General features: G+C 74.2%; 9 protein-coding genes. 2 read left to right on the forward strand and 7 right to left on the reverse strand.

Annotation, left to right across the window (positions count from 1 at the left end):
* Positions 1-832 precede the first annotated feature (832 nt).
* Positions 833-1,000: a hypothetical protein gene (locus AXW62_RS44550; RefSeq protein ID WP_169808165.1), complete on the reverse strand. Its 168-nt coding sequence runs from the start codon at positions 998-1,000 to the stop codon at positions 833-835.
* Between the two features lie 273 nt (positions 1,001-1,273).
* Between AXW62_RS44550 and AXW62_RS22650 the strand changes: the two genes are divergently transcribed.
* Together AXW62_RS22650 and AXW62_RS22655 are read left to right on the forward strand one after the other, a co-directional pair.
* A complete protein-coding gene (locus AXW62_RS22650) occupies positions 1,274-2,440 on the forward strand; it encodes a sensor histidine kinase (RefSeq protein WP_060946136.1) in 1,167 nt (388 codons plus the stop codon).
* Positions 2,428-3,102, forward strand: coding sequence for a response regulator transcription factor (locus tag AXW62_RS22655; RefSeq protein ID WP_060946137.1), 675 nt, complete (start codon positions 2,428-2,430; stop codon positions 3,100-3,102). Before AXW62_RS22650 ends, AXW62_RS22655 begins: the two co-directional genes overlap by 13 nt.
* Before the next feature lie 1,083 nt (positions 3,103-4,185).
* Here the strand turns inward: AXW62_RS22655 and AXW62_RS22660 are convergent.
* The 6 genes from AXW62_RS22660 to AXW62_RS22685 all read right to left on the reverse strand — a co-directional run bounded on the left by AXW62_RS22660 (position 4,186) and on the right by AXW62_RS22685 (position 12,283).
* Entirely contained in the window at positions 4,186-6,765 is a 2,580-nt protein-coding gene (locus tag AXW62_RS22660; protein ID WP_060946138.1) for an FtsX-like permease family protein, read from the reverse strand.
* Positions 6,766-6,851: 86 nt separating this feature from the next.
* Positions 6,852-7,628 carry an ABC transporter ATP-binding protein gene (locus AXW62_RS22665; protein WP_060946139.1) on the reverse strand — a complete coding sequence of 259 codons (777 nt, stop codon included), beginning with the start codon at positions 7,626-7,628 and terminating at the stop codon, positions 6,852-6,854.
* A gap of 375 nt (positions 7,629-8,003) precedes the next feature.
* Positions 8,004-9,122 (reverse strand): PP2C family protein-serine/threonine phosphatase, encoded by a 1,119-nt coding sequence (locus AXW62_RS22670; protein ID WP_079105730.1) that lies wholly within the window; start codon positions 9,120-9,122, stop codon positions 8,004-8,006.
* Positions 9,123-9,239: 117 nt separating this feature from the next.
* Entirely contained in the window at positions 9,240-10,022 is a 783-nt protein-coding gene (locus tag AXW62_RS22675; RefSeq protein WP_060946141.1) for an IclR family transcriptional regulator, read from the reverse strand.
* 157 nt (positions 10,023-10,179) lie between these two features.
* Entirely contained in the window at positions 10,180-10,638 is a 459-nt protein-coding gene (locus AXW62_RS22680) for an SRPBCC family protein (RefSeq protein ID WP_060946142.1), read from the reverse strand.
* 379 nt (positions 10,639-11,017) lie between these two features.
* The gene (locus tag AXW62_RS22685; RefSeq protein WP_060946143.1) at positions 11,018-12,283 is read right to left on the reverse strand and encodes an NAD(P)/FAD-dependent oxidoreductase; all 1,266 of its coding nucleotides are present in this window, start codon (positions 12,281-12,283) and stop codon (positions 11,018-11,020) included.
* Positions 12,284-12,643: the final 360 nt, after the last annotated feature.

Here is a 12,643-nt window from a genome sequence, read left to right on the forward strand (position 1 = left end):
TGGTGCGGACGTCGAAGCGGGGGTCGATGATCGTGCGACGGAGGGTGGCGGAGCGGGCGGCCGGGTCGAGGGCGAACGCGCTGATGAGGCCCTGCCGGTTCTGGACGGCATGCAGCGGGCGGCCAACGCGGAAGAGACCCGTCTCCCTTGGGGACATCGTTCGCGCCGAGCAGGACAGGCTCGGTGCGTGGGCCGGTCCCGATCTACGTGGTAGAGCGTGCCGGACCTGCTACTGACGACGATCAGGCCCGGATTGTTTCACGTGAAACCCGCTGCCGCGCGTCTGCACCGGCCCGCCGCCCCGAACGCCAGCGGTCACGACAACCGCTTGGCCGACTCCCCTTCGGGATCGTCAGGTGACCGCCATGACCAGCAACCCAAAGGGCTGTGCCGCGTAGGCGCCCATCAGCCCTGCGGGGCGAGATCTCGGCCCGTGTCCGGCGTCGGCGGTATCCGTCGGGCAACCGTCTCTCGGATTCCTGCATGGCCGATCTGCGCCGACTCGAACACCTCCGCTTCTTGGCCCGAGGCGATCGACGAAGCCTTCTGGTGCTGGAGGGCTCCGGCCTGCGGCCCGCTCAGGTGCGTGACGGGTCCGCTCTCGACGCCCCGGTGCGCCACCTACGAGCGCAACCGCGGTCCCGGGTTCTTCCGCGATCGCCTCGAAACGGCGCTCCACGCCCCGCCCAAGAAGAGCGCGCGGGGGTTACGAGTCGTCGTGTGGCCTCTCGACGCGAAGATCGTGGCGCGGACCGGGATCATTCGCGTCGAGACTCCGTACAGCTGGTGGTGGCGGGGGCCGTTGTGACGTGAGGTCCGGCCACCGCACGGCTCAGGCGGTCCGGCGGTCGCGGGTCAGGAAGAGGCACGTTCCGGAGGTGAGGGCGAGGACGCCGGTGCCGACGCTGACGGCGCTCTGCAGGACGCCGCTGGTGATGAAGTTCGAGGCGACGTTGACGGTGGCGGCAAGGGTGAGGAGCAGCCAGAGCAGCGGCTTCATGAGGGGGTTCCTTCCGTAGGGCCGTCGGCGGGCCGTTGGGCGGTAGTCGAGTGGGTGGTTGAGCGGCTGGCTGGGTGGAGTGAGTGCGGGGGCGAGCGGGGGGCGAGGAGGTGGGTGAGTGGGGCGTTGCCGTCTGAGGTCTACGATCCCGTTTCCGCGCCGCCGCCTCGATGGACCGCGCCCCCGGATCCGTGGTGTAGCGGGCTGCACCCCTCCCCTCCGCCGACCGGCGCACTCCACCCCCGAGGGCCCCGGTCGCTTAGCCTGACGGCCATGCGGGAGACGGTGCGGCGCGCGGGGCGGGCCACAGTCGAGTTGCTGAAAGGGGCCGGGCTGTCCCTGGCCTCGTACCTGTTCATCGGGCTGGCGGTCTTCGTCGCCGTCGCGATGCTCACCGTCGTGGGGGCGGGAGTGCTGCCCGAGGCGGTGCTGCTGCTGCGCAGGACGGCCGGGTACAAGCGGCGGTGGGTGGGCGCCTGGACGGGGGAACCGGTGCCCGAGGCGTACCGGCCGCTGGACGGGGAGGTGTTCACGCGGGTACGGACGGCGGTCGGGGATCCGGGCACCTACCGCGATCTGCGCTGGCTCGGGGCCCACGCGGTCTACGGCTGGCTGCTGGCCTGCGGCGCGGTGCCGGTATGGTGCGTCGCGCTGTTCGTCGACGGGGTGTGGTGCGGGCTGCTGAGGAGGCGGGCCGTGGTGCTGCCGCTGATCGATCGGCTCGTCGACGTCGACGCGGCGTGGTCGCGGGCGCTGCTGATGCCGTCACCGGAGGCGCTGCGCACCGCCCGGCTCGCCGAGCGGGTGGAGGAGCTGTCCCAGACCCGGGCGGGGGCCGTCGCCGCGCACGGGGCGGAGCTGCGCCGTATCGAGCGGGATTTGCACGACGGTACGCAGGCGCGCCTGGTGGCGCTCTCGATGCGGGTGGGGCTGGCGCGGCGGGCGTACGAAAAGGATCCCGACGCGGCGCGCAAGCTCCTGGAGGACGCACAGGACCAGGCCGAGGAGGCCCTCACCGAGCTGCGCCATGTCGTGCGCGGCATCCATCCGCCGATCCTCACCGACCGCGGACTCGTCGGCGCCGTACGGGCGCTCGCGGCCGGCAGCGGGCTCGAGGTGTCCGTGCGCGACGACGGGGTGGAGGACGGGCCCCGGCCCCCCGCGGCGGTCGAGGCGGCCGCGTACTTCGTGATCGCGGAGGCGCTGACCAACGCCGCCAAGCACAGCGGGGCGCGACAGGCGTCGGTCGGCCTGGCCCGGTCGACCGATAGGTTGAAGGTCGCGGTACGGGACGAGGGGCGGGGCGGAGCAGATCCTTCGGGCGGCAGCGGGCTGCTCGGCATGCGGCGCCGGGTCGCGGCGCTCGACGGGACCGTGGAGATGACCAGCCCCGTCGGGGGCCCGACGCTGATCGAAGTGGAGCTGCCGTGCGTGTGGTGATCGCCGAGGACAACGCTCTGCTGAGGGAGGGCATGGTCCTCCTGCTGACCTCCGCCGGGCATGAGGTGGTGGCGGTCGCGTCCAGCGGCCCCGAGGTGCTGCCCGCCCTCTTCGAACACCGCCCGGACGCGGCCGTCCTCGACGTCCGCATGCCGCCGGGCTTCCGCGACGAGGGGCTGCGCGCGGCACTCGCGGCCCGGCGGGAGATACCCGGTCTGCCGGTGCTGGTGCTCTCGCAGTACGTCGAGGAGACGTACGCGGCCGAGCTGCTGGCCGATGGCGCGGGCGGGCTCGGCTATCTGCTCAAGGACCGGGTGGGGCGGGTCGAGGAGTTCCTGGACGCGCTGGACCGGGTGGTCGCGGGCGGTACGGCACTGGACCCGGAGGTCGTGAAGGAGCTGATGACCCGGCGCCGCGACGATCCGGTGGACTCCTTGACGCCGCGCGAGCGCGAGGTGCTGCACCTGATGGCGGAGGGCCGGGACAACGCCACGATCGCCCACACGCTGGTGGTCTCGGAGCGCGCGGTCAGCAAGCACATCGGCAACGTCTTCGCCAAGCTGGGCCTCCCGCCGAGCGACAGCGGACACCGGCGGGTGCTGGCGGTCCTGGCATACCTCAACAAGGGTGCGGCCAAGGGGGAGACGGCGGACCGGCGGTGAGGGGGGGGTGGAGTGGGCAGACGGTGAGGGAGGTTGGTGTGGGCAGGCGGTGAGGCTGAGGCGGCGGGCAGGCGGTCGGGCCGAGGCCATGGACAGGCCGGTCAGGCCGAGACCGTGGACAGACCGGTCAGGCCGAGGCGGGCGCTGGGCCCGGTGGCAGCGGTCCCGGCCGCAGCGCGTCCGGCCGATAGCGCGTCCGGTCCAGCGGCCTTTGCCGCGGCGCTACGTCGGCCGCCGTTGGCCCGACCGCAACGGGTCGGTTCCGTGTCCCGACCGGGCGGTTTCGGTCACAGCGGTCCCGGCCAGGCGGTCCTTGCCACAGCGGTATGTCCGCTGAAGCAGTCCCGACCATAGCCGGTCCGGTTCGGCGCGTCCGGCCCAGGAGCCCCTGCCACAACGGGCCTGTTCAGCGGTCCCGACCGGGCGGTTTCGGTCGCCGCAGACCCGGCCCAGCGGCCTCTGCCGCAGCGGTCCCGGCCAGGCGGTCCCTGCCACAGCGGTACATCCGCTGAAGCAGTCCCGGCCATAGCGGTACGTCCGCTGAAGCAGTCCCGACCATAGCCGGTCCGGTCCGGCGCGTCCGGCCCAGGAGCCCCTGCCACAACGGGCCTGTTCAGCGGTCCCGACCGGGCGGTTTCGGTCGCCACAGACCCGGCCCAGCGGCCTCAGCCGTGGCGGTCCCGGCCACAGCGGTCCCTGCCACAGCGGTCCCTGCCACAGCCGTACGTCCGCTGAAGCAGTCCCGGCCATAGCGGTACATCCGCTGAAGCAGTCCCGACCATAGCCGGTCCGGTCCGGCGCGTCCGGCCCAGGAGCCCCTGCCACAACGGGCCTGTTCAGCGGTCCCGACCCGGCGGTTTCAGTCGCCACAGACCCGGCCCAGCGGCCTCAGCCGTGGCGGTCCCGGCCACAGCGGTCCCTGCCACAGCGGTCCCTGCCACAGCCGTACGTCCGCTGAAGCAGTCCCGGCCGCAGCGCGTCCGGCCCAGCAGCCATGGCTCAGCGGCCATGGCCCAGCAGCTACGGCCCAGCGGCTTTGCCGTCGCGCTACGTCGGCCGCACGCGCTCCCGGCGCAGCCGCCGTCAGCGCCCCATCGCCCCCGGATACCGTCCCCGCAGCGTCGCCCGTACCGGTGGCAGTGTCCCCGCCGCCGTCGTGATCACGACCACCGCCACGATCACCGCGGCCTGCACCGGCGGCAGATACGGCACCGTGCCCGAAATGGCCGTGCTGAAGGCCAGCAGCGGTACGGATGCCACGACCGCGCCCACCACCAGCCCGGTCACCACCGTGGCCGCCGCCTCCAGCCGCAGCATGCGGCGCAGTTGGCCGCGGCCCGCGCCGGCCAGCCGCAGCAGTCTCAGCTCGGGGCGGCGTCCGACGGCGATGAGTGCGAGGGTGCTCAGGACCGCGATCACCGTGAAGCCGCCGATCGCCCCGACCACCGCCACCGAGACCACCTCGACCAGCGCCTGGTCCGTCGACTCGCCCCGTACCGGCGCCGGGTCCCGCTCCACCCGGGCCCCGGGCGCTGCCTGTGCCAACGCCTTCGTGACCGCCTTACGGTCGGCATCGGGCTCGGCCCTGACGAGGATTCGCCCCGCGCCGGGCATCGACGTGTGGCGCAGCAGTTCATCGCGTGAGAGGAGGAAGTCCCCGAGGGCGAGGGAGCGTTCGTATGTCGCCACGACCCGCAGCCGGGCCTGCTGGCCGTCCCCGAACCGCAGGGTCACGGTGGAGCCGGGCCGTACGCCGAGGGAGTCCGCCCGGTCGGCGCCGACCGCGACCGTGCCGGGCCGCAGCCGGGTGAGGTCGCCGTCCCGCACTCCCGGATCGAGGGTGCTCGTCAGCCGCTCGGGGGTGACGCCGAAGACCGGCAGCCGCTCCAGTTCGGGCGAGCCGAGCTGGCGCCGCGCCAGCAGCACCGTGCCGGGGACGACCTCCGTCGCCGCCCGCACCCCGGGGACCTCGCGCATCCGCTCCACCGCTCCGGCCGGGAGTCCGCCGTCCGCACGCACCGCGAGATCGGCGCGCAGCGTCTGGCGGGCCTGGGCGTCCCCGGCGTGGGTCAGCGTCGCGCCCCCGGCGAGCTGGACCCCGGCGAACGCGGTGACCAGCACGATCGGGGTGATCGCCGCGCCCAGCCGGTGGGCGGACGCGGCGCAGTTGGCGGCGGCGAGGCGGCCCCCGGGGCCGAACAGCCGCAGCGGAGCGCCGAGCAGCCGCAGCGCCCCCTCGGCGATCCACGGTCCGAGCACCGCGCAGGCGATCACCATCGTCACCGCCGCCGCACCGGCCGCTGCCGCCGCGGTCGCGCCCTGCTGGAGGGCGGCCGTCCCGACCGAACCCGCGCCCACGATCAGCAGCGCCAGTCCGGCGGCACGGCGCGCCCTGCCGGGTGTCCGTTCGCGCAGCGCCTCCGCCGGGCGCGCCGTGGCGGCCCCCGAGCAGCCGATGAGCGCCGCGATCCGGGCCACCAGGACGGTGACGGCGGCGGTGGCCAGGGGCGCGAGCCACAGCGGCGCGGGGAGCGTCAGGTCGAGTCCGGTGGGCAGCGCGCCCCGCGCGTCCAGCAGCGCGCGCAGCCCCAGGTACGCGGGGACCGCGCCGGCCGCGCCCACCAGCGCCGCCCAGGTCGCGACCCGCCCCACCTCCCGGCCCACCGCACCGCGCAGCTGCCCCGGTGTGGCACCGACCGCCCGCAACAGGCCCAGCTCGTGGGAACGTTGCCGCAGCGCCTGCAGGATCGTCGACGTCACCACCAGCAGCGCCACCAGGACGACGGTGCCGGCCACGGAGGCGAGCGCCATCAGCAGTTCACCGCGGGCGGGCGCGGCGTCCAGGTGCTCGGCCTCGCCCCGGTCGTGCCCGGTCAGGACGCGCACGGCGGCCGGGTCGCCGACCGCGCGGTGCCCGACGTCGGTGACACCGGCGGTATCCAGGGCCTTGCGCACCCGGCCGGCCAGCTCACCGGTGTCCGTGCCGGGTTCCGCGACCACGCCTATGGCGTCCAGCGCGTCCGGGTGCCCGGCCAGACGGTGTGCCTCGGGGCCGGTGAACCAGACGGCGGCGCGCGGGCCGCCGGTGACGCCGACGACGGTGTACGCCGCGTCCCGGCCGCCCGTGCGCAGCGTCAGCCGCGTCCCGACACGGCCCGCGCCGCCGCCCGTCACCACCTCGTCCGCGCGCTGCGGGGCGCGCCCCGTCCGCAGCGGGTAGGGCGCCAGCCGGGCGGCGTCCCAGGGCCGCCCGGTGGCGGACCGCCCCGCGAGCCCCACCGGAAATTCCACGTCGGCGACGGCCGTGCGCACCCCGGGCACCTCTCGCACCACGGCCAGCGCCGTGCGGGGGATCCGGACCCGTTCGGTGAGCCCGGAGCTCACGGTCTCGCGGTCGCCCAGCGACGTCGCGCTGAAGCGGGTGGTCTGGTCGCCGGCCACGACGAGATCGGCCCCGGCGTACCGCTCGACCCGTGGATGTGCGCTCCAGGCCGAGGCCAGCGTCAGCCCGAACGCGCCGAGCAGGAGGGAGGTCAGGGTGAGCGCGGCGAAGACGGCGGCCCACGCCTTACGGTGGGCACGGGTGGCGCGGGCGGCCAGCAGCGCGGTCACCTTCCTGCCACGCCTTCCCCCGGACGCGGCCGACACGGCAGTCGTCTTCATGCCGCCCCCTCCCCCGGACGCGGCCGACGAGGCAGTCCCCCCTCCTGCCGCCCCTCCCCCGGACGCGGCCGACACGGCAGTCGCCTTCATGCCGCCCCCTCCCCCAGGTCCTTGAGGACGCGGCGGATGCCGGCCGCCTCCGGACGCTCCTGCCGCCCGACGAGCTTCCCGCGCATCAGGAACAGCACCTCGTCGGCCCAGGCGGCGGCGAACGGGTCATGGGTGACCATGACGACCGTATGGCCGTCGCGGTCGACGGCCTGCCGCAGCAGCTTCAGCGCTTCCTCCGCGGCGGCCGGGTCGAGCGCTCCCGTCGGCTCGTCGGCGAAGACGATGTCAGGCGCGGTCACCAGCGCGCGGGCGATCGCCACCCGCTGGCACTGCCCGCCGGACAGCTCCGACGGCATGGCTTCGCCCCGGTCCCCCAGCCCGACCGCCGCGAGCCCCCGCAGGGCCCGGTCGCCCACCGCCCGGCCGCCGAGCAGCAGCGGCAGGGAGACGTTCTCCGCGACGCTCAGCGACGGCACCAGGTGGTGCGCCTGGAAGACGAAGCCGATCCGCTCCCGCCGCAGCCGGGTCAGCGCCGTCTCCTTCAGCGAGGACAGCTCCGTGCCGCCGATGCGCACCGTTCCCGCCGTGGGCCGGTCGAGCCCGGCGGCGCACTGCAGCAGCGTGGACTTCCCGCAGCCGGAGGGGCCCATCACCGCCAGGAACCGGCCGCGCGGCACCGTCAGGTGGATGGGGTGCAGCGCCATCACCCCCCGCCGGTACTCCCGGCTGACCCCTTCCAGGGTCAGCGCGTGGTGCCAGGTCCCCGCCCGCTCCGCGGTGGCCGTCGTACGGCCCCACCTCTGCCAGCTCATCGCGTCCGCCCTCTTCCGTATCCGGGCGGATCACACGGTCCGCCGACCACGAAGAACGCTAGAAACGGGCGCGGGCGCGCGGGAGAGAGCCCGGCCCCGTATCGGAGGTGGAGTCCGCTCCACCCCCGCGTCGGGCAAACCCCACCCTCGGCTCCGGCTCCGCGTCGGACGAGCCCCACCTCAGCCCCGGTTGCCTGGCTGCCCGGTTACCGACCGTCCGGCCATCGGCCACCGGCTCCGTGGGTCCGGGCACGACGCGTGGTACGACGCGTGGCGCGGCGCGTGGCGCGGCCTCATGGCGAACGCCGTCGGGGACAAGAAGACGAACAAGACAGATAAGAAAAGACAGACAAGACGGACAAGGCGCCGACTTCGTCAGGGGGTCCGGGCCGCATCGGCCGCCGCGCACACCGCCCCCCGCACCGGCTTCCGGAGCAGCAGCAGCGCCGCGTCGTCGTGGAGCCGGCCGCCCACATGGGACAGCAGTTCGTCGTGGAGCGCGGCGAGCGTACGGGACGGCTCGTCGCAGATGTGCCGTGGCACCCGTTCCAGCAGCGGGAAGTACTCCCGGCCCTGGTCCCGCGCCTCGATGACCCCGTCGGTGTAGAGCAGCAGCTGGTCCCCGTCGGCGAACGGCGCCACCTGGACGCTGGGCAGATCGCCGCCCAGGGAGGCCAGGCCGAGCGGTGGGGCCGGGCGGGTGGGCTCGATGGCGACGACCCCGGACGCGCCGAACAGCAGCGGCGGTGCGTGTCCGCAGTTGACGATCTCCATCCGGCCCTCCCGGGGGTATCCGGCGACCACGGCGGTGACGAAGTCGTCGGGCGCCAGGTTGCGGGCCAGGCTGCGCTCGATCCTGCCGACGACGTCGAGCAGATCGGGTTCGTCGCAGGCGGCCTCGCGGAAGACGCCCAGCACCAGCGCGGCGGTGCTCACCGCGGGCAGCCCCTTGCCGCGTACATCGCCGACGATCAGCCGGACCCCGTGCGGGGTGGGCAGCAGGGCGTAGAGGTCGCCGCCCACCCGTGCCTCGGCCGCGGCGGCGCTGTAGCGGACGGCCACCTGGAACTGGCCGACCCGGGCGGGCACCGGTTTGAGCAGGGCGTTCTGGGCGGCCTCGGCGACCGAGCGGACGGCGGCCAGGACCCGCTCCCGGCGTTTGCGCATCCCGCTGGCCAGACAGCTCGCCAGGGTTACGGCGGCGGGTGTGGCCAGCATGGTCACCTGGGCGCGCAGATGCTCGTCGCCCCAGACTCCGAGCACCCCGCCCATCGTGACGGCGAGCAGCCCGATCCGCAGCACGCCCCACGGCCCGGAGGTGGCGGCGGCGAACGCGGGACCGACGGCGAGCAGCGGCAGCCAGCCCAGACCCCCCGAGGTGACGAGGGCGAGCGGCACCACCCCACAGATGATCAACACGGGAACGGCGGCGGCGAAGTTTCCAGGGACGTACGGCTGGCCGGGATCACGCGGGCGAAGTCGGGGCGGCAACATGTCCTGCTTCGCTGCTCTCTTCCTCTTGAGACCGTCATCCACTCGGGGCGGAACCACCCGAATGTCTGTTTAGTCCAGAGAAGCAGTGTTTTCACAGGTATGGCAAGGACGGCCTTTTCAGATAGTGAACGAAAGGTTCCTGGTCACCCGGTTCGCCGTCGGGAGCAGCCGGGTCCGGAACAGCTCACGGTGCGGATCGCTCTTCGCCAGCCGGGCGAACCGGTCCGTCCCCAGCGAGACCCCGAGCGAGCCGAGCCGGTCCCCGCTGTAGACCGGCACCGCGAAGCAGACCGTGCCCAGGGCGTACTCCTCCAGGTCCGCGACCAGCGGTCCGTCGCCGGTCGGGGAGTCCAGCCGGCACAGCAGGTCGTCGGGGCGGGTGACGGTGCGGGGCGTGAGACCGGGGAGCGCATGACGGGACAGATATTCGCGTCGGGCGTCGTCGTCCAGTTCGCGCAGCACGCTTTTGCCCAGCGCGGTGGCGTGTCCGGCGTCCTCGAACCCCACCCACAGATCCACCCGCGGCGCCTGCGGACCGTCGACGATCTCCGCGACCCGGATCTCGCCGTCGTCGTAGAAGGTCAGATAGGCGGCGGCCGAGAGATCGTCGCGCAGCGCGGCGAGGGCGGGGCGGACCCGGGCGAGCAGCGCCTGATCGCGGGTGCCCGCCTCCAGCGTGCGCAGCTTGTCGCCGAGCACGTAGCCGCCGTCGTCCAGTCGGCGCACATAGCCGTCATGGGCCAGCGTCCGCAGCAGGTGGTACGTGGTCGCGAGCGGCAGCCCCGTCTCCCGTGCGAGCCGCTTGGCCGGCGCACCGGTCTCGTGCGCGCCCACCACTTCCATCAGCCGGAAGGCCCGCTGCACGGATGTGATCAACGTTGGGGACGGCCGATCTCCCATATATCCAGCTTGCTCCCGATATGGCCGGGCGAGCAAGATCTGCGGAACCTCTCGGACATGCGCGAGGGCGCCGACCGATGCGGTCGGCGCCCTTGGGGCTTGGGGCTCGGGGCTTGGGGCTCGAGGGGCGGGGTGCCCGCGAACCAGGGACCAGAGGTCAACCGGGTGAGATCCGGCCGCGCCAAGCGCCTTCCGCCTCACCGCGGTGCTCGATGAAGTCCTTGAACCTCCGCAGGTCGCCCTTGACCCGCCGGTCGAGCGTCCCGGTCATGTCCGCGGCCTTCTCCGCCATACCGCTCGGCTCGAAGACCAGGGCCAGGTTGACCCGGGTGTGCCGCTCGTCGAGGGACTCGAAGGTCACCAGCCCCTGCTGCTGCACATCACCGGAGGTGGTCCGCCAGGCGATGCGCTCGTCGGGAAGCTGGTCCACTATCTCGGTGTCGAACTCCCGGTGCACACCGGCGATGGAGGTCGCCCAGTGGTTGCGCCGGTCGTCCACCTGCGTGACCTGGTCCACGCCTTCCATGAACCTCGGGAACTCGGTGAACTGCGTCCACTGGTTGTAGGCGGTGTGGAGCGGAACCCCAACCTCGACGGACTCCCGCACGGTGCTCATCGGTGACTCCTTTCGACGTTGTCGCGTCGCTCACCACGGCGAGTTTCCGAGCCCGCGGGTCCCAAACGTGCCGCCCCCGCCGCTCCCGCCGCCCCCGGGACGATCGGCACGCCGGTCGGTACGCCGGTCGCGGATGGACGCGGCAGCCGGGGGCGACGCGGCCGCCGGGGCGAGGCGGCGGCCGGAGATCGGCGCGGCAACCGCTGATCGGCGCGACGGTCGCTGATCGGCGGGACGGTCACCGACCAGCGCCACCCTCACCGATCAGCACGACGGCCGCGAGGCGGCACGGCCGTCGCGAAGCGGCACGGCCGTCGCGAAGCGGCACGGCCGTCCCGAAGCGGCACAGCCGTCGCGACGCGGCACGACGGCCCACGTATCAGCGCAGCGGATGCAGCGGGGCCAGTTCGGCCGGGGCGGTGCCGGTCGCGATGGCCTCGGCCAGCAGCCGTCCGCTGAGCGGGCCGAGCGCCACGCCCCACATGCCGTGGCCACCGTTGACGTAGACGCGCGGGGAGCCGGTCGGGCCGACCAGCGGCAGCCCGTCGGGGGTGCAGGGGCGGGGGCCGACCCAGGTGTCCGTACGGGCGTCCCAGTCGATGCCCGGCAGCAGCGGACGGGCCGCCGCGACGATCGCCTGGATCCGGCGCGGGTCCACCGGCCGTTCGGCGGGGGCCAGTTCCATCATCCCCGCGACCCGCACCCGGCCCTTGCCCAGCGGGGTGCAGACGACCTTCTGGGCGGCCAGGTACGTGGGACGGGTGGGGGCGCCCTCGGCGGGGACGCTGAAGCTGTAGCCGCGTCCGGCCTGGACCGGCACCCGGACCCCGAACGGGCGGACCAGCGCGTCCAGCCAGGCCCCGGTGGCCACGACGGCGACGTCCGCGCGGAGTTGGCCCCCGGAGGTGGTGACCGCCACCTCCCGCCCGAGGTCCCGGACCGCGGACACCTCGGTCCGTTCGAGAATCCGGCCGCCGCGCTCGCGCACCGCGTCGGCGAGTGCGTGGACGAAGTCGCCCGGGTTCAGATAGCGCTGGCCGTGCAGCGCGACGGCCGCGCCCACATCGTCGCTGAGCGCCGGTTCCAGCGCACGGGCCCGGTCCCCGTCGATCGGCTCGTACGCGATCTCGAAACCGGCCGCGCGGGCGTCCTCCAGCTCCTCGACCATCCGGGCGCGCTCGGCCGGGCTCCGGAAGACCAGCAGGCACGGTTCGGCGGGCCGGGTCGGCTCGGCGACGCCGTCCGCCGCCAGGGCGTCGTACGCGTCCAGCGCATGGCGGTTCAGCGTGGCGAAGGTGGCGGCCAGGACCCGCCAGCGGCGCGGGGTGCAGTGCCGGGTGAAGGAGAGCAGGAAACGGGCGAGCCGGGGATCGGGCCGCGGCGGGATGTAGACGGGCGACTCGGGGGAGACCAGGCTGCGCAGCCCGTAGCGGAGCGCGGCCGGTTCGGGCAGCGGCAGCGTCAGGGCCGGGGACAGCCAGCCGGCATTCCCCCAGGACGCCCCGGCCGCGGGGTGACGCCGCTCCACGACGGTGACCTCGACACCGTGGTGCTGCAGTGACCAGGCGGTGGCGAGGCCGACCATGCCCGCGCCGACGACGACGGCGCTGCGTGGTGGGCGGGACGGACCGGTGGCAGTGGGCACGGAGGGGCTCCTTCCCATGGTTGGAACGCCATCATCTGCGAACGGGGGCGGGCACCGCACCATCCCGGGGACAGACACCGCACCATCCCGGGGGCGGGCACCGCACCATCCCGGGTCGAAGAGCGCGCTGCCCGGCCTGGTCCGCCGCACGGGACCGCCACACGGAACCACCGCAGGGGACCACCACAGAAGGACCACCGCACGGGACCCCCGCGCAGGCCCCCGCACAGAACCACCGCACGCGACCACCACAGAGGGCCACCACACGGAACCACCGCACAGGCCCCCCCACACAGGACCACCACCCCGCCAGGGGCGGGGGGGCGGCGGGGGGGGCCCCCCGCCCCCCCCCCCCCCCCC

This window comes from Streptomyces hygroscopicus subsp. hygroscopicus (genome assembly GCF_001553455.1).
Lineage (GTDB): Bacteria > Actinomycetota > Actinomycetes > Streptomycetales > Streptomycetaceae > Streptomyces > Streptomyces hygroscopicus.